The sequence below is a fragment of the Desulfobulbaceae bacterium genome (assembly GCA_013792005.1).
Taxonomy (GTDB): Bacteria; Desulfobacterota; Desulfobulbia; order Desulfobulbales; family VMSU01; genus VMSU01.
On sequence record VMSU01000225.1, the window covers coordinates 1 to 20900 of the forward strand.

25 protein-coding genes are annotated in these 20900 nt (G+C 43.9%); 18 read left to right on the plus strand and 7 right to left on the minus strand.

Annotation, left to right across the window (positions count from 1 at the left end; all coding sequences use genetic code 11):
• Nucleotides 1-50: 50 nt before the first annotated feature.
• From FP815_14320 to FP815_14335, 4 genes are all read left to right on the plus strand, one after another.
• A complete protein-coding gene (locus FP815_14320) occupies nt 51-392 on the plus strand; it encodes a traK (protein ID MBA3016102.1) in 342 nt (113 codons plus the stop codon).
• On the plus strand, nt 392-1117 hold the full coding sequence (locus FP815_14325) for a conjugal transfer protein TraL (protein ID MBA3016103.1): 726 nt from the start codon (nt 392-394) through the stop codon (nt 1115-1117). The genes FP815_14320 and FP815_14325 overlap by 1 nt, the downstream gene beginning before the upstream one ends.
• Nucleotides 1114-1554, plus strand: coding sequence for a conjugal transfer protein TraM (locus tag FP815_14330; protein MBA3016104.1), 441 nt, complete (start codon nt 1114-1116; stop codon nt 1552-1554). Before FP815_14325 ends, FP815_14330 begins: the two co-directional genes overlap by 4 nt.
• 851 nt (nt 1555-2405) lie before the next feature.
• On the plus strand, nt 2406-3656 hold the full coding sequence (locus FP815_14335) for a replication initiation protein (GenBank protein ID MBA3016105.1): 1251 nt from the start codon (nt 2406-2408) through the stop codon (nt 3654-3656).
• Nucleotides 3657-3711: 55 nt separating this feature from the next.
• Here FP815_14335 and FP815_14340 read toward each other — a convergent pair whose 3' ends face one another.
• The 4 genes from FP815_14340 to FP815_14355 all read right to left on the minus strand — a co-directional run bounded on the left by FP815_14340 (nt 3712) and on the right by FP815_14355 (nt 5954).
• Nucleotides 3712-4566 (minus strand): ParB/RepB/Spo0J family partition protein, encoded by an 855-nt coding sequence (locus tag FP815_14340; protein ID MBA3016106.1) that lies wholly within the window; start codon nt 4564-4566, stop codon nt 3712-3714.
• Nucleotides 4554-5318 carry a ParA family protein gene (locus tag FP815_14345; GenBank protein ID MBA3016107.1) on the minus strand — a complete coding sequence of 255 codons (765 nt, stop codon included), beginning with the start codon at nt 5316-5318 and terminating at the stop codon, nt 4554-4556. The genes FP815_14340 and FP815_14345 overlap by 13 nt, the downstream gene beginning before the upstream one ends.
• Nucleotides 5319-5479: 161 nt before the next feature.
• Nucleotides 5480-5668, minus strand: a complete 189-nt coding sequence (locus FP815_14350; protein ID MBA3016108.1) for a hypothetical protein — start codon at nt 5666-5668, stop codon at nt 5480-5482.
• A complete protein-coding gene (locus FP815_14355; protein MBA3016109.1) occupies nt 5658-5954 on the minus strand; it encodes a hypothetical protein in 297 nt (98 codons plus the stop codon). The genes FP815_14350 and FP815_14355 overlap by 11 nt, the downstream gene beginning before the upstream one ends.
• Before the next feature lie 294 nt (nt 5955-6248).
• Between FP815_14355 and FP815_14360 the strand changes: the two genes are divergently transcribed.
• The 14 genes from FP815_14360 to FP815_14425 all read left to right on the plus strand — a co-directional run bounded on the left by FP815_14360 (nt 6249) and on the right by FP815_14425 (nt 18785).
• Nucleotides 6249-6503, plus strand: coding sequence for a hypothetical protein (locus tag FP815_14360; protein ID MBA3016110.1), 255 nt, complete (start codon nt 6249-6251; stop codon nt 6501-6503).
• A 211-nt stretch (nt 6504-6714) separates the two neighbouring features.
• Nucleotides 6715-7692: a P-type conjugative transfer ATPase TrbB gene (gene trbB / locus FP815_14365; GenBank protein MBA3016111.1), complete on the plus strand. Its 978-nt coding sequence runs from the start codon at nt 6715-6717 to the stop codon at nt 7690-7692.
• A 57-nt stretch (nt 7693-7749) separates the two neighbouring features.
• Nucleotides 7750-8163, plus strand: a complete 414-nt coding sequence (locus tag FP815_14370; GenBank protein MBA3016112.1) for a conjugal transfer protein TrbC — start codon at nt 7750-7752, stop codon at nt 8161-8163.
• 2 nt (nt 8164-8165) lie between these two features.
• Nucleotides 8166-8477 (plus strand): conjugal transfer protein TrbD, encoded by a 312-nt coding sequence (locus tag FP815_14375; GenBank protein MBA3016113.1) that lies wholly within the window; start codon nt 8166-8168, stop codon nt 8475-8477.
• Nucleotides 8474-11014: a VirB4 family type IV secretion/conjugal transfer ATPase gene (locus tag FP815_14380; protein MBA3016114.1), complete on the plus strand. Its 2541-nt coding sequence runs from the start codon at nt 8474-8476 to the stop codon at nt 11012-11014. Before FP815_14375 ends, FP815_14380 begins: the two co-directional genes overlap by 4 nt.
• Nucleotides 11011-11763 (plus strand): conjugal transfer protein TrbF, encoded by a 753-nt coding sequence (locus FP815_14385; GenBank protein ID MBA3016115.1) that lies wholly within the window; start codon nt 11011-11013, stop codon nt 11761-11763. Before FP815_14380 ends, FP815_14385 begins: the two co-directional genes overlap by 4 nt.
• A gap of 12 nt (nt 11764-11775) precedes the next feature.
• Nucleotides 11776-12672, plus strand: a complete 897-nt coding sequence (trbG, locus tag FP815_14390; protein MBA3016116.1) for a P-type conjugative transfer protein TrbG — start codon at nt 11776-11778, stop codon at nt 12670-12672.
• 1 nt (nt 12673) lies between these two features.
• Nucleotides 12674-13216 carry a conjugal transfer protein TrbH gene (locus FP815_14395; GenBank protein MBA3016117.1) on the plus strand — a complete coding sequence of 181 codons (543 nt, stop codon included), beginning with the start codon at nt 12674-12676 and terminating at the stop codon, nt 13214-13216.
• A 29-nt stretch (nt 13217-13245) separates the two neighbouring features.
• Complete coding sequence (locus tag FP815_14400; GenBank protein MBA3016118.1) at nt 13246-14616, plus strand: TrbI/VirB10 family protein; 1371 nt, start codon at nt 13246-13248, stop codon at nt 14614-14616.
• Between the two features lie 15 nt (nt 14617-14631).
• Nucleotides 14632-15405: a P-type conjugative transfer protein TrbJ gene (trbJ, locus tag FP815_14405; protein ID MBA3016119.1), complete on the plus strand. Its 774-nt coding sequence runs from the start codon at nt 14632-14634 to the stop codon at nt 15403-15405.
• Between the two features lie 185 nt (nt 15406-15590).
• The gene (trbL, locus tag FP815_14410; GenBank protein ID MBA3016120.1) at nt 15591-16994 is read left to right on the plus strand and encodes a P-type conjugative transfer protein TrbL; all 1404 of its coding nucleotides are present in this window, start codon (nt 15591-15593) and stop codon (nt 16992-16994) included.
• A gap of 18 nt (nt 16995-17012) precedes the next feature.
• Complete coding sequence (locus tag FP815_14415; GenBank protein MBA3016121.1) at nt 17013-17588, plus strand: conjugal transfer protein TrbM; 576 nt, start codon at nt 17013-17015, stop codon at nt 17586-17588.
• A 5-nt stretch (nt 17589-17593) separates the two neighbouring features.
• Complete coding sequence (locus FP815_14420) at nt 17594-18106, plus strand: conjugal transfer protein TrbN (GenBank protein MBA3016122.1); 513 nt, start codon at nt 17594-17596, stop codon at nt 18104-18106.
• Entirely contained in the window at nt 18063-18785 is a 723-nt protein-coding gene (locus FP815_14425; protein ID MBA3016123.1) for a conjugal transfer protein TraX, read from the plus strand. Before FP815_14420 ends, FP815_14425 begins: the two co-directional genes overlap by 44 nt.
• A gap of 354 nt (nt 18786-19139) precedes the next feature.
• On the opposite strand, the gene FP815_14430 is transcribed toward FP815_14425, so the two are convergent.
• From FP815_14430 to FP815_14440, 3 genes are all read right to left on the minus strand, one after another.
• Nucleotides 19140-19544: a redoxin domain-containing protein gene (locus FP815_14430; protein MBA3016124.1), complete on the minus strand. Its 405-nt coding sequence runs from the start codon at nt 19542-19544 to the stop codon at nt 19140-19142.
• Between the two features lie 374 nt (nt 19545-19918).
• A complete protein-coding gene (locus FP815_14435; GenBank protein MBA3016125.1) occupies nt 19919-20296 on the minus strand; it encodes a hypothetical protein in 378 nt (125 codons plus the stop codon).
• An 89-nt stretch (nt 20297-20385) separates the two neighbouring features.
• The gene (locus tag FP815_14440; GenBank protein ID MBA3016126.1) at nt 20386-20895 is read right to left on the minus strand and encodes a hypothetical protein; all 510 of its coding nucleotides are present in this window, start codon (nt 20893-20895) and stop codon (nt 20386-20388) included.
• Nucleotides 20896-20900 lie beyond the last annotated feature (5 nt).

Genomic DNA, 20900 nt, shown 5'->3' on the forward strand with positions numbered 1-20900 from the left:
AATAATAATGGAGCGAAGCTATGGATAAAAAAAAACAAGCTCAGAGCTATTTGGATCACCTTGCCGAACGAACTAAAAACAAACCACCGACAAAACAAGGCGTAAATAAGGTTATATTTTTAGCCATCAAAAATGATGTGAAAGAAGCCCTTGACGCGGGCTATTCCGCCAAAACAATATGGACCGATATGGTTGAGTCTAAGCGGGTCACATTTTGTTACGCCACGTTTATGAACTATGTAAATAAATTAATTCTTCAGCCTCAAATAGAAAAAATAATCTCTGAAGAAAACCCTTCCGATAGCAAACCAGAAACAAATAAAAACACAAAGTCAACCACTCCAGCAGGCTTCACTTTCAACCCTATCCCAAATAAAGAGGAATTAATCTAATGGCAAAAATCCACTTAATTTTACAAGGTAAAGGCGGCGTTGGAAAATCAATGATCGCCGCTACAATCGCGCAATATAAAATATTCAAAGGACAGACACCACTTTGCATAGACACAGATCCAGTTAATTGTACCTTTGAAGGGTATAAGGCTTTAGGTGTAACGCATCTGGATATAATGGAAGCAAATGAAATTAATCCGCGCAATTTTGATAAACTTATTGAACTTGTGGCATCATCAAAAAATGATGTAATTATCGATAATGGGGCCAGCTCATTTGTCCAGTTGACGCATTATCTTATTACCAATCGAGTAACAGAATTACTTTCAGAAATGGGACACGAAACGGTGATACACACGGTTATTACTGGAGGACAAGCTTTCCTTGACACAGTGAATGGCTTTGCTCACCTTGTCAGTCAATTCCCAACCAAAGTCCTGTTTGTCGTTTGGCTTAATCCTTATTGGGGGCCAGTCGAATATGAAGGCAAAACTTTTGAACAAATTAAAGTTTACACTACCCACAAAGCCAGAATTTCAGCCATTGTTCATATTCCTGACCTTAAAGAAGAAACCTTTGGCTATGATTTAAACGCTATGCTTCAAAAGCGTCTTACGTTTGATGAAGCGATAGGGATGGAATCCCTAACAATTATGACCAGACAACGACTTAAAATTATAAAAAATCAGTTATTTGAACAACTTGATATTGCAAAGGTATTATGATGGCTGACGATATTGAAAAACTTTTTATAGAAATAGCCCAAAAACATGGCGTTGCTCTTTCAAAAGATGATCCTATTATGATCTTGCATACCATTAACAAACGGCTGCTCGAAGACAGCGCCAAAGCACAACAAAATTTGCTCAATCAATACAAGAGCGAAATGGAAGACTCAGCACTTCGGTGGGGGGATACTGCAAAAGGTATGGCCGAGCGCGTCCTTAACGCTTCATTATCGGCAAGCAAAAACGCGATGGGCAAAATTATGGAAGAAAGTGCGAAAACAGCAACAAGGCTTGTAAAGGATGAAATTGAAGACTCTTTGATTCCCATAGTTCTACAAATCAAAAATGCTCGGCGGATTGGCATTTTCAATATGGTAGCAGCAAGTTTATCATTAATGGCTGCGTTGGTAGCCCTTTGGTCTACGTTCAGATAGCATACAGCTTCGTTGAAATCTGTGTGCTATTTTTTTGTTTTAAAGTCTGTTCTCTAATCCGTGCAACTCTATCATGTCTAACCCCAATTTGCACCGCCAAGCAGCTTAGTATAACTCCAAGGGGTAAAATTTTCTAATTTTCTCAAATAGTTATTTTGTTGAGTAATTTAGTAGTCATTATTATTCTGAAAGGTGGTTTGGATTGTTTTTTCCAGTCGCCCGTCAATTGTTGTGATTCTTATATTTTTAAGCATAAGACCGATTGACACAAGTGGGTAGATTGAATCTCGTTGAGCATTGGATTTAATTGACATGCTAAAGGCAGATAGTGACTGTCTTGAGTATGTTTTGTGAGAGAATCGATGATTGTTTTTATTAAAAAATAAAAAACAACAACAGATAAAAAAGAGATTTTTCCACGAACTATGACTAATTGGGAAAAGGGGAAAAGTAGTTGTTGTTTTACATAGTATATTTACATATATATTTGGCGTCTTTTTTTTTCAATGAAATCAATGGGTTTAGTGTGCAAAATATGACCATTTGGGGATGGAATATGACCATTTGGGAACGAAGTATGACAGATTGGGGAGGTAACTATGACCATTTGGGAACGAAGTATGACTATTTGGGAAATTTAACTATGACCATTTGGGAAAAACATCATAAAATCTTACACCTAGTCATTAATTAAATAAATACCCCCATAATAAGGAATACTTTGTTTGGTAATCTTTTTATTTCTGCCTGAAAGATTAAAAATAGCCTGAATTATGACCAATTTGGTGTTAAATATGACTTACTTGTTTTTAAGTCATGCTCTATGTATAATATGGCCATATCTATAAAATCTGATTGAAACCAATAAATTATGGAATACTACCTTGGAAAAAGAAATTGCTAGTCGCTTGATTTATAAGCACAACAAATTGATTGAATCCGCGCATCGGTTGAGTCTCCAAGAACAGCGGGTTCTATTGCTGATGATTTCCTTGATCAACGGCGATGATGAGGATTTTAAAAGTTATGTTTTTGATGTGAAAGAATTTGCAAAGATGATGGGTTATAAAGGGCAATCAATTTATAGCGAAGTAAAAAAAGTTACCAAAAAATTAATTACCCGAGTCCTTGAAATAGAGGATTTAGAAAATCGTCGTTTGTTGCAGATAAGCTGGGTGTCCTCAGCTGAATATATTGAAGAAAACGGCTCTGTCGAGATCAGTTTTGACCCAAAGCTAAAGCCGTATCTTCTAAAACTGAAAGAAAGATATACTAAATACTCGCTTCTGCATGTTATTCGTTTGCGTAGTGCGTATTCTGTTAGGATTTATGAGCTCTTGAAACAGGTAGAACTGTTTAAAGAGAGAAGTTTCCTTTTGGTTGATTTGCGGAAACTTCTGGGAATAAAAGAAGATGAGTATAAGTTATATGCCGATTTTCGGCGGAAGGTGCTGGAACATTCCATAAAAGAGATTAATGAAAAAACTGACCTGCGCTTGTCTTATGAGACGGAAAAGAAAGGCCGTGGGGTAAACAAAATTAAGTTTTTTATCAACAGCAAAGAAGAAAAACAAAAAGCATTGCCAGAGCCAGAGGCGATTAGCAATAAGCAGCTATACGAGGAGTTGATTAAAAAGTTTAACCAACACCCGAGTCAGGCCAGAGAGTATCTTAAGAAGTATCCTGAATGTCAAATTGAGGAAAATTTAAAACATGTTGAGCGACGGGTACGCGCGGGTGAAATAAACGACATTGGGGCTTATACGAGAAAGGCCATCACGGATGATATCAAAGATCAACTAAGCATTTTTGATATAGAAAGGGTTCAAACGCGGCAACACGAACTAGAAAAAAAAGAAGAAGAACGCTTGGCGGCTGAGTATCAAAACTATAAAGATCAAGAGATAGATCGTTTAAAGAGAAGTTATAGTGACGAGCTACTCGCCCAGATGGAAAAGGAAGCAGAAGCAAGGGCGATAGAAAAACATGGCCGAGGCATAGGATTAAAAATGATGGCCAAGCTTGAATTGCGCAGCAAAATTGCTGAAGAAAACAACCTGCTCAGTCTGGAGGAATGGATCGAGGAGCAACAAAAACATTAAAAGTTCGGAGCTCCGAACTTTTAGGTTATCGCAATGGCGATGGTAAAGGATGTCTCTATTTTGTCAGTTTGGTGAGAAGGTGATGAAGATCATCGAACTCTTGCCAAAAGGTAGTCTTCTCTTCTTCTGAAATGTCCTGGCGGTCCATTTTCCGCAAAGTCTTTTTTAATTCCTGCAGTTTACCCAAAAATAGTTCGCCCTTGGAGTGATGCGCCCGCTCCTTGGTCTGACGAGTTATCTTGCGGACCGCATAGCCTTTTAACCCCCCCTGTTTTATTTGGTCAAACAAGGATAGCATCATCTCTTCGCTGTCTTGTTTGGCAATTTCAATCAGTACCATTTTAGAAAGTTCGGAGCTCCGAACTTCATCTCGAATCGCTTGTGGCAATTTCGTCAGAGAGAGAATCTCAGAGACAGTTGATTTGGCTTTGCCAACAACTTCACCCAACTTTTCTTGCGTATAGCCATGGCTGGCCATGAGCTTAGCCAAGCCCTCGGCTTCTTCGACCGGTTTTAAGTTTTCTCGCTGGAGGTTTTCAATAATGGCAATTTCATCCGGATCGCCCATGGTAATCAAGGCGGGGATTTCGATTAAGCCTGCCAGGCCTGCGGCCCGGAAACGCCGTTCACCAGCGACAATAATATAGCGAGAATCGTCATCGGCCAATCTTTCTTCCCGAACTAAAATGGGCTGCAGTACACCTTGGTCACGGATAGACGAAGCTAATTCTGCCAGCTTCTCTTGATCAAAAAATTTGCGAGGTTGATCAGGATTAGGGAAAATTTGGTCCAAGGCCAAACGAAAAAGTCGCCCTTCCTTGACCGTTAAGAATGCCGAGGGATGATCTTCGGTTTGACGACGGCGAATCACCGCTCCACCCTGTTTAATCTGATTAGCTAATTTTGACATAAAGATAAAATCTCATGAGTTAGTTGCTTATAGTCTAACGCCCCAGAACTTTTAGGGTCGATATTCAAGACGGAGGCGTTAGTCATGTGCGCTTGATTTAAAGGCTCACAGACACGGATAAAGGTATTTAACAGCAAACCTCGATGATTATCAAGTTGTTGTAAAAACCAATCATTGGACACCTTTTTGCGACTATCAAAACGATTCAATAATACCTTTATTATAAAATCACTGTTTAATCCCTCCTCGATGTTGCGAATAGTGTCCATGAGATCAAGCATCCCTTCCAAGGAATAACGGGACACATCACAGGGCACTATGGCCATGTGGCAGGCAAAGAGGGCATTATAAGTCAATGTGCCAAGCGTTGGGCGGCAATCAATCACGATAAAGTCAAAGTCAGCATCCAGTTTTTTGAGGGTGTTCTTGAGCTTAGTGGCGCCCAAGGGGTCATGGATCAGCTCCAGTTCGGCTTTATCCAAGCGTATATGAGAGGAGACCAGCGAGAGATTGGTGATTTCCGTGGGTAGAATAGCTTCTTTTAAGTGTAGTCGGCGCAGAAGCACATCATGAATACCGTACTTCATCTCATGAGGATCATAGCCCAAACTGATGGTTGAATGGGCCTGAGGGTCCAGGTCAATCAGAAGGACTTTTTTTCCGCTTTGAGCCAGTCCGCGGGACAAATAGAGCGAGGTGGTGGTCTTACCGACACCACCTTTTTGATTGATGATAGCAATAATTTTTTTCATAGAATTTTTTTGTTAGTTTAGTCTTTCAGGCGCCTCATTTTCTGTTTTTCCATTAAGACCCAAAAATCTTGTGGTGTCATAATGGTCATGTTTTGCCAGGTTTTGGTATTGAAAGAAAAATTTGGCCTTTTGCTTCTTTATCAAAGTCTAGACCTTTTTCATCATCCTCTTTTTTCTAATTGCGGTTGACTTTTAGCAATTTCAACGATTGTTTCTAGCCGGATTAATCTGGAATTCAAATTTCGCAAATCATCATCCATACGGTCAACTTTTTCAATAAATATAGATAAGCGTTCATTCATTAAGATCCCCGATTTTAAAGCCTCCATAATTTTTCCACTAATTCCCACTTTGGCCCTCCTTTAAAATTGCATGTGTTATTCCCATTTTTTTCTCAACCTCACTCATGCGATCCGTAACATTCTTTGCTGTATCAATAAGTAAATCCGCTAAAGTCTCCAGGAGCATTACATCATTCTTTGAAGCCTCGTCGTCAAAAGCATCAACAGCTTTTCTGACGATCTCGGCAAAAGAGGCCTTTCTCTTTTTTGCGATTTTGTCAACTTTGGCAATCATGCTTGGTAGCATAAGTATTGGCTTTCTTAGCATTGTTTCTTGATGTGCTGGTGTTCCCATTGTAAACCTCCGTACTATATGTGATCAAAGGAAAATACCCCTATATGTCAGATAATAGTACATGTGCAGCACATGTGCAAGATGGTAATGCTTTTTATTATTTTTTAGATTTATCAAAAAAATAATGCCGAAAAATTATATTCTTGCACATAGCCGTTTTTAGTGGTTTAGTGGTATAGTGGTGTTGAAGTAAAGAGGTGTGTAGGTTTACGCTTGTTGGAGAGTTAGGCATAGTTTATGTTGCTGCAAAAAATGCAGGGATACATAACAAATTAACCACCAACAGGATTTTTTATGACGACATCATCAGCGCAAAAAAAAGTAACTTTTGTACTTCCCGCGCAACATAGTTGGCTCAAAGGCCTGCGGGGTAATTCCTTGGTTCTCGAATATCTCCTTAACAAAGAATTTGGCACCAAAACAGGAAGTGGTAAAGATGCAGATATATTGGCTGCGGAAAAGATTGTAAAAGCACAGAAAATTATAGAAAAAATGCGCTTAAAAAAATTTGAACAACTTACTGATCCCGACACAAAAAAAGACAGCTAAATAGTAGGTAACTTATTGTTAAAAGCAGTCGAATTCGTTATACAAGCAATCCCCGAAATATTTTTATAAATTATTATTCCCTTCAGTAAAAACAAATGGCGCTGGAAAAATTCGGCTTGTCATGTTTTATACAAAACTTTTAATCAGATTTACAATAATTATAGGTAATTTTTAGAACTATACCAGTACCAGGTATTAACAAAAGGAAAACATGGCAGAAATAGATGATACCTATACCAGTATTAAAGAACGAGCCAAGAAAAAACTTGAGCGAGATATGGGCGTGACACTGTTAAGGGCGCTTCATGATCCCACAACCGTTGAAATTATGCTCAACGCTGATGGTCAACTATGGCAGGAACGTTTGGGAAAAGGAATGAGGTGTATAGGTAAGCTACGCTTTGCACAGGCGGAGGCGATCATAAAAACTGTGGCGGGTTATCACGGCAAAGAAATTACCAGAACCTCGCCCCTTATTGAGGGGGAGTTACCCCTTGATGGTTCGCGTTTTGCGGGTCAGATCCCACCTATTGTTTCCGCACCAACATTTGCCATTCGTAAGAAGGCCATCGCAATTTTCACACTCGAAGAATATGTCAAGGCTGAGATCATGACCAGTACTCAGTGTGATTCGTTGATTGATGCCGTTAATAATCACCGTAATATTCTGGTGATAGGTGGAACCGGCTCAGGTAAGACCACACTGGTCAATGCCATTATCAATCAAATGGTATTGAGTAACCCTAAAGAACGGATTTGCATTATAGAAGACACCGGGGAACTTCAGTGTGTCGCCACAAATTTTGTTCAGTATCACACGTCATTTGACGTCTCGATGACAGCTCTTCTTAAAACCATCCTAAGGATGCGGCCAGACCGGATATTGGTCGGTGAAGTACGCGGGCCGGAAGCGTTAGACTTATTGGATGCCTGGAACACAGGACATGAAGGCGGCGCGGCAACTCTTCACGCTAACAATCCTACCTCCGGCCTGACTCGTTTAAAATCGTTAATAAGCCGGAACCCTTCAGCTCCATCCAATATAGAATCATTGATAGCAGAGGCCGTGCAAATAATTGTTCACATTGCCCGAACCATAGATGGTAGTCGCTGTATTCAAGATATTATCGAAGTTTCCGGGTACGAAAACGGTCGTTATCTATTCCGGTCGCAAGAGCACAATTCATAACCAACGCGATATTTCATCACGTTAAAATATCAATCACAATTTACAAGGAGTAAACCCATGCAGCAGTCACCTCGTTCCCGTCGACAATCCTTCATCTTTTTCGGCTTATTAGGGCTTTTAGCCTTTATGGTTTTGGTCCCTCAACATGTTTCTGCGGCTGTTGGTGCCGGTGGCGTGTTGCCGTATGAAGATTGGTTGACGGCCTTACGAACCTCCGTCACTGGTCCGGTGGCATTCTCCCTTTCTCTTATCGGTATCGTAATTGCCGGTGGCGTTTTAATCTTTGGTGGTGATCTTAACGGGTTTTTCAGAACTTTGATTTTCCTTGTCTTGGTTATGGCGCTGCTGGTTGGTGCTCAAAATGTTATGGGCAACTTCTTCGGTCGTGGTGCTGAAATCGCTGTGCTTAGTGATTCATTGATTCATCAAGCCAATGCCGTTGCCATGTTTGCAACTGGAAGAGTGGCATAACTATGAGCCTTCGCACGATCCCCATCCGGCGGGTTGCTCATAGACATAACTTGTTCATGGGGGGGGATCGTGAATTAGTTATGTTTGCAGGTCTGCTGGCATCGGCTCTTATTTTTAGTGCTCAAGAACTGAGAGCCACGGTGTTTGGACTCATATTGTGGTTCGGTTCGTTGTTTTTGTGCCGATTAATGGCGAAATCTGACCCTAAAATGAGATTTGTGTACCTGCGGCACCGCAAATATAAGGCGTATTATGCCGCTCACAGTACACCTTTTAGGCTTAATCCGGATAGCCAAGGGAAACAATACCGATGAATGTTGCATATATTACAATTGCCATTTCAACTCTGGGTTTAATGCTGTTGACTGTTTTGTTTACGCGGATCCGTGCCGTCAACGTCGAAGCGAAATTGCAAAAGCATCGCTCGGTAGCGGCAGGTTTCGCCGATCTGCTTAATTATGCAGCAGTAGTTGATGACGGCATAATTGTTGGTAAAAACGGTTCGTTTATGGCCGCATGGATTTATGAAGGCGAAGACAACGCCAGTAGTATCGATCAACAACGGGAAATAGCATCATTACGGATCAATCAAGCACTGTCCAATCTCGGCAACGGATGGATGATCCATGTCGATGCAGTTAGACGACCTGCTCCGAATTATATGGAGAAAACACTTTCACATTTTCCTGACCCGGTATCGGCAGCTATTGACGAAGAACGGCGCAGATTGTTTGAAAGATTTGGCACCATGTACGAGGGGTATTTTGTACTGGTTGTTACCTATTTCCCGCCTTTATTGGCGCAAAAGAAATTCATCGAACTAATGTTCGATGATGATGCCGTCACCCCCAATCACAAAGAACGAACAAAGGGTTTGATTGATCAGTTTAAAAGAGATTGTGTGAATATTGAATCGCGCCTATCGGCGGCGCTAAAGTTATCTCGTTTACGTGGCCAAAAGATCGTCAATGAAGATGGAACGACCGTCACCCATGACGAATTTTTGAGATGGCTGCAATTCTGTACAACCGGCTTAAACCATCCGGTGATTCTGCCCAATAATCCGATGTATTTAGATATGCTCATAGGCGGACAAGAAATGTGGGGCGGGGTGGTGCCCAAAATTGGCCGAATGTTTCTTCAAGTTGTTGCCATTGACAGTTTTCCCTTGGAGTCAACTCCAGGCATTTTGACAGCTTTGGGCGAACAACCTTGTGAATACCGTTGGTCATCACGCTTTATTTTCATTGATTCTCATGAAGCCATCGCACATCTGTCAAAATACCGCAAAAAATGGAAACAAAAAATTCGTGGCTTTTTTGATCAAGTTTTTAACACAAATTCTGGCACGATTGATCAGGATGCCATGTTAATGGTCGCTGATGCTGAAGCCGCCATCGCTGAAACAAATAGTGGAATGATCGCCCAAGGCTACTACACCAGTGTCGTGATCTTGATGGACGAAGATCGCACTAAGCTAGAAGCAGCGGCGCAGGGAATCGAAAAGGCCATTAATCGGCTAGGGTTCACCGCCCGAACTGAAACTATCAATACACTGGATGCTTTCTTAGGTTCACTGCCTGGTCACGGGGTGGAGAATGTGCGGCGACCGCTCATTAACACCTTGAACCTGGCCGACTTACTGCCAACAAGCACCATTTGGACAGGATCAAATTACGCGCCTTGCCCAATGTATCCACCTATGGCCCCGCCACTGATGCACTGTGTGACCCATGGAGCCACACCGTTTCGCTTCAACCTGCATGTTCGGGATTTAGGGCATTCGTTGATGTTTGGCCCCACCCGAACCGGCAAATCAACCCACCTTGGGATTATTGCCATGCAGTTTTTGAGGTATGAAGGCATGTCGATTTATGCCTTTGACAAAGGCATGTCGATGTATCCCACTACCAAAGCGGTCGGCGGTACTCATTTTTCCGTGGCAGCGGATAACAGTAAACTCTCGTTTTGTCCTTTGCAGTTTTTAGATACCAAAGGGGATCGCGCTTGGGTGATGGAATGGATCGACACCATCCTTGCGCTTAACGGTGTGATAACCACACCGAGCCAACGCAATGAAATTGGTAACGCTATTATGAGTATGCATAATAGCGGCGCCAAAACCCTTTCCGAGTTTTCTTTGACCATACAAGATGAAGCCATCCGTGACGGCATCAGACAGTATACCGTTGATGGCATGATGGGCCACCTACTCGATGCGGAAAAAGATGGTCTATCACTTTCTACGTTTACCACCTTTGAAATCGAAGAACTCATGAATTTGGGCGAGAAATTCGCCTTGCCGGTGTTGTTGTACTTGTTCCGGCGAATTGAAAGAAGTTTGCACGGCCAGCCTGCCGTTATCATTCTCGATGAAGCATGGATCATGCTTGGGCACCCGGTATTTCGCGACAAAATCAGGGAATGGCTCAAATCGTTTGCAAAAAAGAATTGTTCTTTGTTGTTAGCGACCCAAAGTCTCACTGACGCGGCTAATAGTGGCATTCTCGATGTAATCGTCGAATCCACGGCCACCAAGATATTCTTACCCAACATCTTTGCCCGCGATGAAGACACTTCCGCCCTTTATCGGCGCATGGGCCTAAACACCCGACAAATTGAAATCTTAGCGACCGCTATTCCTAAGCGTCAATATTACTGTGTTTCGGAATCCGGACGCCGCCTATATGATCTTGCCCTCGGTCCGCTTGCCCTTTCCTTTGTAGGTGCAACTGACAAGGAATCTATTGCTGCAATCCAATCTCTGGAGGCTAATTTTGGTACTAATTGGGTCCATAAATGGTTGGAGAACAGAGGTTTGAATCTTAACGACTTTGGAGTGATATCATGAATTGGTTATTAAAAAAGAAATCCGCTGACGAAGATCAGCGACGAACTCACGAGCCGTTAGTAGGAGGGCGACGCCAAGGGGAAAATGAAAACCCCTATCTGGCCGCTCGTCGAACCTGGAATGATCAAACAGCCGCCAATAAGGCAGCTCGCCAAATGTGGCAATTACTCGGTATCTTGTCGTTGCTCATCGCCCTGGCCGGAGTTGGTGGGATGATCCACATTGGCAGTCAATCGAAAATTGAACCTTATGTGGTTGAGGTGGATAAATTGGGCCAATTTGTTGTTGTCGCTCCGGCCCAACGTGCCAACGCTACGGATCCTCGTATCATACATGCCAGCTTAGCATCATTTATTTCGGATCTCCGTCTAGTGTCGCCTGACGCCAGCCTTCAGCGTAAGGCTGTACTCTTCGTTTATTCGATGTTGTCACCGAAAGAAGCTGCATTTGGTAAGGCTAACGAATTTTTGAATGGCACAGATGAAAGTAGCCCATTCAAGCGGGCAGAAAAAGAAATGGTGAGTATTGAAATTGATTCGATCATTCCGCAGACACCGGACACTTGGCAAGTAGATTGGATTGAAACCGCTCGTGACCGCCAAGGAATTTTAAAAGACAAACCTTTCCGGATGCGGGCACTTGTTACAATCCAAACGGTAGGGACAACCCCACAAACCACCGAAGAACAATTACGAAATAACCCGTTTGGAATATACGTTCGTGATTTTTCTTGGTCGAAACAACTTTAAGAGGCTTGAGCTATGAAAAAGTATCTTTTCGTACATTATTTTGTCGTGTTGATTTTGGGATTTGCCCCTGTGATTGCATCTGCCGCTGACAATCCGGCAAAGGTTTATTTTGACACCAAGGAAAAGGCACTAAATCCGCAAGAAAAATTTGCGGTTGAAATTGCCAATAAATGGAAAGAAGCCAGTGCTACGGGGATGAAGCCCGTTCCTGGTCCCGAAGGTGCTGTTGTGTATGTTTATGGAGCGCAACAAATAAATGTAGTATGTGCCGTGCTGCAAGTATGTGATGTAGCGTTGCAACCAGGCGAACAGGTCAACAACTTGAACGTGGGAGATCCGCGTTTCACGGTCGAACCGGCAATAAGCGGGGTTGGCGCGAACGAGGTTCAACATCTTATCCTGAAACCATTAGATGTAGGGCTTGAAACTTCTCTTGTTGTCACCACCAACCGGCGCACATATCACATAAACTTACGTTCACATCGTACCGAATTTATGCCCCGTGTGAGTTTTATTTACACCGAAGATGCTCTTGCCAAGTTCGATATGATTAGACTCCAGGAAAAGAAAGTTAAAGAAGAAAACACCATTCCCCAGACTGGTGAATACTTGGGCGACTTGGATTTTGATTATGATGTTACAGGAGTTGCGTCGTGGAAGCCTGTGAGAGTCTATAACGATGGGACTAAGACCATTATTCAAATGTCGTCTGCAATGGCCCAAACCGAAGCGCCAACCCTCTTGGTCGTGCGTAAGGATGGTGGCGTATTTTCAGACGATGATACCGTAATGGTTAATTATCGGGTGCAAAAAGACCGTTATATAGTCGATACGATTTTCGACAAGGCCATCTTGATTGCCGGCGTCGGTAGCAACCAAGACCGCGTAACCATAACCAAGGGGAAATGATATGAATAAATTTTTCTGGGTTACGTTGCTTTTGGTCGGTTTAGCTGGGTGTGCATCTGCACCTCCCACACCGTATGGTAATTTTGTGCCGTATAATATGACGCATGACACCGACATGAAGATTATTGATGATGTGGTGCAAAAGCTCGTGGAACTATACCCTCCGGCCAGTACCCGTTTTGACCTACAGCACACCAACACAGATTTTTTTGGTACTCACCTTGTGGAAACCATGCGGACTAAAGGGTATGCCGTCCAAGAGGTCAAAGCAGAATCCAAACCAACCATGACCGCTGTCAACTCTTCATCTGATATCTTTTCAGGAGTGCAAGCAGATCCCAAGCCAACCGTTGCCGTTGTTAACTCTCCACCAGTGGTTCTTTCGACGCCTGGCGGGTTATCTCTATCGTATATCATGGATCAAACCAAAGACTCAGACCTATACCGGATCACGTTGCTGATTAACCAACAATCATTGTCTCGCGTCTATCAACTTAAAGACGACACGATCTTCCCGGCAAGCTATTGGATTCGAAAGGAGTAGGTATCATGACCACAATTAACGATGATCAAATGGCCCCTAATGCTTCACCTGGCAGAGTGGGTGTGCGCCGTGTCAATAATCTGCCTGTCTACATCGGCGTTGGAATGCTGGGCTTTTTTTTGCTTATAATAGTGTTGGTTGCTGCTGACCGCTCTGCACAGCAAAATAGACCAGTTCAAACTAAAGAAGAAATCCCGGTTGATAGCGCCCTTAAATACGCTAAAGGAATTGTTGGCGCTCAACAAAACGGGATTATCGAATCAAAGGCCGTTGCCGCTCCGCTTGTTATGCCAGAAGAACTAAATGCGACCGCCCCTGGGTTATCGGCCCCGGTCGCAATCATTCGGCCTGATAATATGGACATACCACCAAAGCCTCCGACTTCTCAAACCTCTCAAAGCTTACAGCAACGTGGGCCAGACGATATTGAAAGAGATCGGCTTCGAACTCAAAAAATGCAGGCCCTTGAAGAAGCCGTGAAGGCTAAGACAAGCTTAACCTTCACGGCGACTCACATCACAAATAACGGCCAACCCAATACTCGTAAGGAAACAGAAAATCAACTGGCGGCAGCTCGGCAACAAATTGAGAATAGCACTAATAATAATCCTACAGCGGCCTATAAAGCCCGCCTTGCTATGATTCAAAGTTCAGGCCTTTTGCCCGGTGGTAATTCTGGTGACGGCTCTGCTGCGCCGCAACTGCTGCAGACAGCGGCAGAGGGAAGCCCTAAAAATGCTGCTCAGTTTGACAAAAATGGGAATGGTGACCGCTGGCAGCTTGATTCTCAACCGGACGCACCTCGTTCACTTTATGAGTTGCGGACTGGTTTTGTTGTTCCAGCGACCTTGATTTCAGGGATCAATTCGGAATTACCTGGGCAGATCATCGGACAAGTCGCCCAAAGCGTATATGACACCCCAACGGGTAAATATTTACTGATCCCGCAAGGTTCGCGCCTCGTGGGTCAGTATGACAGTAACGTAGTGTATGGCCAAGCCCGGATATTGATTGCATGGCAACGTATTGTTTTCCCTGACGGCAAGGCGATGGATATTGGTTCCATGCCTGGTTCGGATAGTGCCGGGTATGCAGGCGTCAAGGATCAAGTCAATAATCATTATGTACGTCTATTTTCTTCGGCCTTTCTTATGTCGGGGATAACTGCTGGTATTTCGTTGAGCCAACCAGATCAAACTGGCACCACGGCTCAAACTGCAAGCAGTGCCATGAGTGAAGCCTTAGGACAACAGTTTGGGCAAGTCAGTGCTCAATTGATAGCAAAAAACATGAACATTGCGCCAACGCTGGAGATTAGGCCAGGGTATCGGTTCAATGTTATGGTGACAAAGGACATGACGTTTTCCAAGCCGTATCAATCATTTGATTATAAGCTCTAAGGGGAATTAATAGTTATGAAGATCACTAAAAAATTATCTCTTGAGATTGCTTTGTTAGGTGTGTTGCTTTTGGGCCATCTTGGTGTCAAAACACAAGCCATTGCTGGTATTCCGGTTTTTGATGCCGCAAATTTAGCAAAGAATATGGTTAGTTCTGTTGAACTTGTTTCGCAAACCCTTAAACAAGTTCAACAGTATCAAACGCAGTTGCAGCAATATGAAAATATGCTGCAAAACACGCAAGTACCATCTATGAATACGTGGGATGCCGCTAGCGCAACAATGACCCAGCTACGCAACAATATTGACACTCTCAGTGTGTACAAAAATCGACTCGGCAGCACGGACGCATATCTTGGCACTTTTCACGACACCGCATCCTATCGAAATTCTCCTTGTTACTCGCCTAATGGCTGTACGCCTGCCCAATGGGCAGAATTACAGAATTCGGCAGATCTGGGGTCTGAATCACAAAAAAGAGCCAATGACGCACTCTTTCGCGGGTTGGATCAGCAACAAACCTTAATGGTGAATGACGCTAATACATTAGAGACCTTGCAAGGATCAGCACAAGGTGCGACCGGCCAATTACAAGCCATTGGCTATGCAAATCAATTGGCAAGCGCACAAGCAAACCAACTTTTGCAAATTCGTGGACTTTTAATTTCACAACAAAATGTTATTGCAACACGCAACCAAGCCCTGGCAGATCGCGAAGCCAAAGAAGCAGCGGCATCTGTACAGGCTCGCAGGGGTACGTTTCAACCAAGTTCTTTAACCACATACTAAAGAGGTAATATTCATGATCTCAATAAAGCGATTTTCAGCCTTAATTATAATTTCAGCACTTTTAGCGACCTTGGTTGCTGGTTGTGAAAAAACAGCGGACAAAGACCGTGAAGCCAAAGAAGATGCGGCAGCTACTCAGGCCCGTAAAGGTACATTCCAACCCAGTTCTTTAAAAAGTTACTAATATGAAAACGGCTCCTATTTTTAAAAGTATAGGCATTTTATTTTTTCTCTTGTTGGTGCTTTACGCTGACAATGCTTATGCCGCCATTAGCAATCAAGATATCATGGAAACCGTCTTGGATCGCTATAGACTTGCCGCCAATACTTGGTCAGCAGTAATTGCGGCACGGGCGACATGGTTGTTTTGGGTATTAGCTATGATCAGCATGGTATGGACATTCGGCATGATAGCCTTGCGGAAGGCGGATATTGGTGAATTTTTCGCGGAATTTCTTCGCTTTACGATCTTTACGGGCTTTTTCTGGTGGTTGTTAATTAATGGACCAAATTTCGCCATAGACATTATTAATTCTATGCGTACGATCGCAGGTAATGCCTCTGGTGTTGGGCCAGGGCTGACGCCTTCAGGAATTGTTGACATTGGCTTTCACATTTTTTTTACGATGCTAGATCAATCTACGGTCTGGTCCCCTGTTGATAGCACTGTTGGTATTATTATAAGTTTGGCAATCCTCATTGTAATGGCTTTAATCAGTGTAAATATGCTGGTACTTTTGATTAGCGGATGGATTTTGGCTTATGCCGGTATTTTCTTTCTTGGCTTTGGTGGATCAAAGTGGACCTCGGAAATGGCCATAGGCTATTTTAAAACCGTACTAGGTATTGCTGTGCAACTTTACACGATGGTTTTGCTAGTCGGAATTGGTCAGTCATTTGTTGATCAGTACTATCAAGCTATGTCTGCAGGCTTAAGCCTGAAAGAATTGGGGGTGATGCTAATTGTTGCGTTAGTTTTACTTATGCTTGTCAACAAAGTACCGCCGTTGCTCGGTGGACTTGCAGGTGCCCACACAGCGCACTCGTTGGGAAGTGGTATGGGCGCAGGTGCCGTTATGGCAGCAGGGGCAGCAATTGCAACAGCAGGCGCGGCAGCGGCAGCAGGTGCGGCAAATATAGCGGGTGGAAGTCAGGCTATCATGGCCGCCTTTTCCTCTGCCAATGCTTCCGAAAGCGGTGGCGGTAGTGGCGGTGGTGACTTGCTGGCCGCTATGGGTGGTGGCGGATCAGGAGATACCGGCGGTGGTAGCTCCCTGGCATCGGCAATGGGCGATTCAGGTGGAAGCTCAAGTGGTGGGAGTACTTCGAGTGCAAGCTCATCAATCGGCATGGGTGATTCAGACGGAAGTTTAAGCGGCGGGGTTATGGCTGCTACTCAAAAGGCAGGAAGAGTTATGGCCGGAGCAACCAAGAACCTTGCAAAAGGCACTTGGAATGTTGCTGCCCAAAAGGTTCGTACAAATACGATAGGCGGTCAGATTGCAAGCATGATTGAAGCGAGCAACAATAATGACACCACGGTAGACCCTGAATCAGAAGTAGCGGCCTTCCGGGATAAATCCTCTTAACCGTAAAAAGGATAACTTATGAAAAAGCTAAAAATCATTCTCACAACTGGCTTTTTAGCGGTATCAACGGTCACCGTGTCCATTCCGGTTAATGCCGAAGACGTGCTAACGGGTGACACTCGTCTCGCGTGCGAAGCTTTGCTTTGTCTTGCGTCTGGCACACACCCGACCGAATGCGTTCCATCACTGAATAGGTATTTTGGCATTTCTTATAAATACTGGAGTGATACGATACAAGGTCGCATAAATTTCTTAAATCTTTGTCCAACAAGTAACCAAATCCCAGGATTTGTCAATGCACTTGCAAATGGTGCCGGTCGATGTGATGTCGCATCGCTCAATCGCTCAAGAATGAATATTTTGGGATTAGGCCCAATTAGTAACCAATTGACTCCTTACTGTGCCGCCTATATCGGCCATGAATATGTAAATCTTGGAGACCTGACACCATCATATATTGGTACACCAGAACGGGGTGGGCATTGGGTTACAGCTAAAGAATATGAAGTAGCCCTAGCTACATATAACGCCCGCATTGCGGAGGAAGATGCAGAAGCAGCACCGACGAATCCCTTCCAATTCTTGAATCATTAAAATTTATGTTCTTTGTTGATCTTCCGCCCCAGCTCCAAGAGCGTGTTGAGTGCTCTATTTCCGCATCTGCAAAGTATGAGGTTCCGGCGAATATCATACTGGCAATAGCGGAAAAGGAAGCAGGCACACCGGGCCAATGGGTGCGAAATGCCAACGGTACTTATGATGTTGGCTCGATGCAGTTTAACACAGCATATCTAAAAGATTTGGAACAATACGGAATCACACCGAACGATGTAGCGGCCGCAGGTTGCTACTCGTTTGACCTGGCAGCCTGGCGGCTTCGCAAACACATCAAAAACGACCAGGGCGACATCTGGACACGAGTAGCAAATTATCACTCCCGAACATACCGCTACAACACGGTGTACCGCGCTGATCTGATCCTTAAGGCCATCAAATGGGCTGATTGGTTGACTGCCCGGATGCCAACCTACGACGCGACAAAATCCAAAGCTCCAGTAAAAAAACCAAATGTCGAACAGCAAACCAACCTGGCCGCGCTTGATCATCCCTGATGGCACCCTAGAAGCCTTGAAATGGCTTGCCTTGCTGCTCATGACAGGGGATCATGTAGATAAATACCTGTTCAATGGCACCAAGGCTTTGCTCTTTGATACTGGCCGGATCGTCATGCCGCTCTTTATTTTTGTTTTGGCATATAATTTAGCTCGACCTGGTGCTTTGGATCGTGGAGCCTATCCACGCACAATAAAACGCCTTATATTGTTTGGTGTCCTAGCGACGCCGATATTTATTGTTTTGGGCGGGGTCAAAGATGGCTGGTGGCCCCTAAACATCATTTTCACACTACTCTCTTTGACAGTTGTTTTATTTTTGGTAGAGCAACACACAACAGGCGGCTACGTGACTGCAGCCGTCATATTTTTGATCAGTGGTTCATCTGTTGAATTTTGGTGGCCAGCCCTGGCTTTAGGTGTGACAACTTGGTGGTATTGTAAGCGCCCTGGCTGGATACCTCTGGCTCTTGCTCTAACAGCTTTATCATCATTGTGGTTCATCAACCAAAACATGTGGGCATTAGCAGCCGTGCCGATTGCACTTACGTCCATCACTGTTGATTTTCGTGTGCCTCGGCTTAAATGGGTCTTTTATGCCTATTACCCTTTGCACCTAATCGTGCTTTGGTTAATCCGGATTCCGATGGGTAAAGCTGGACACCTATTTTTTTATTGATCCGATTGGCATGTATGGGGTTTAGGGAGCAATGGAACGTAAAACCCGGTTAAGGAACCTGCCCGCTGAAGATGTCATTTTGCTAATCTTCTGGAATTGACGCTGCTGGGATTCGGCGTATCATAAAAGACATCGTCAGTTCAGGAAAATCTTGAATTCCTGTTGATGGCCTGTCTAAAAAAATAAGACATCTTCTTCGCCATTGCTGATGAAACTCAAGACAAGGCTTCAACAATCACACATGTATGATTTAAACAGACAATTTTTATCCATTTGTCAATATCTTCGCCCTATCAAAAGGGTTTCCTTGAAATCAAGGCACAAAAGTGCCTTGTAAAGTTTGACTAAAAGAAATCAACAAATGGCCTGGAGAATAGCATCAACCTTAGGCCTGTCAGCTGGCCCGGTGCCGATATGGTGAAGCCGCACAAAGCCTTTCGGATCAATCAACACATCACCGCCCCGTTGCCGGATATCGTTCGACGGTCTTTTAGGCAGTTGCCCGCGTAAAATTTCTTTTAAATAGGCCAACCAGGTACTTGGCCCCCAAATATCCCAAAAGCTTGCGTCAAGCATGCCGTAGGCCCGGTAAATATCCCGATTCGTGTCAACAATCAGCGGCCAATCGAGGCGAGTTTCCTCCATATATCGCCGAGCCAGAGAACTGGCCTCAAAAGTTACTACGACCACCTTGATATTTTTTGTCGAAAGCTCATTTTTTCGATCCCGCAACTGCGAGAGATGCCCCCGGCAGGGCAGTCAACCAAGATGGCGGTGAAAGACCATAAGTAGCCAGAAACCTGTGTAATCTGAAAGCTGGTGCAGTTGGCCTGTAGCATCTTGAAGTTCAAACGGAACAGCGGGTTGGTTAATTAGATTTATTTTCATAAATGACCTCTGTGAGCGATATCTGTAAGTGCCTCTCTGTTGAATGGAAGCTGAGATAAGGAGTCCAATCCATGCTGGGCGGCACTAGGATGCCGTATCAGTGAGAGGAGGATGCGACATTTATCTTGTTGTTTACATAAAAGCGGAAGATCCCCCCTCCCGGGATCGCAGGAAGAAAGGTGGTGCTGAGGTTAGCGCCATTGATGATCATCGCTGTGGCCAACTTGCCTCCTGTATTTATTGTATCATTTCGGTATGATCTTTCTTGAGCGGGACTGTGTTTTAATAAAAATAGTGGTGCCGGAGAAAAGCATCGCCATGAGACCAGACCCGATTATAATACGGTAAAGACTCCATGCCGCAGCTTTACTATGATGAAAGCGGCCAAGAAAGCCATGACGGCCATGTTCCTGCTTACTGAGTTTGTTTTCTGTCGACACATCAGGACGGTCTGGTGGATTTCCATGGGAATGATCCTGCATTTCCTGTGAATCTATTGTAGATGGCGGGTTGAATAGCTCATTGACAGATATCAGCAGGCCGCTTCCACCCTGGATGAACAGAAAAAAAACCAGAGTGATACCTAAATATCGATGATTTCTTCGCAATACTCTTTCTTCCATACATTAACCTCTATTTTGTCATTATTGTTTTCGCCAACTTCTGCGCTATCTGGAGCGAATGAAATATTTCAGGACGCCAGATTCAGCCTTTATGCTCCGGTTCTGCCCCAGGGCTTAAAAACTGAGATGACTACGAGCACAAAAACTAGCAGTGCTTGAGTCGCTGCCATTGCCATATGGATTTGCATGGCTGCGGCATAACCGGGATCGATTGCTACATACCGGTCCATCGTCAAGGAATACTTTACCATGCGGTCAAACCAGGGGATAAACCAGAAAAAACCGACAAGGAGAAAGACGATATTGGCGAACAATTTTCCGAGAATCCAATAGTGTTTCATATAGCCCCAGTTGCTCAGATGACAGTAAAAAAGTCCGCTCAAGAGACAGCCTATGGCAGAAGGCATGAGAATGTAATTGTCAACGTACAAAAGAGCTACGTTGCGGGCATACAGTTCAAGCCCGGACTCCGGTGTATACAGGCAATGGATAGCAAATAAGCTGGATGCCCCACCACCCCAGATACAGGCGAGATAGAGATGGAATACTCTCAGCCATTTTTGGGCATTTGTTGATAGTTTTGCTTTTTTCCTTTTCACTTACT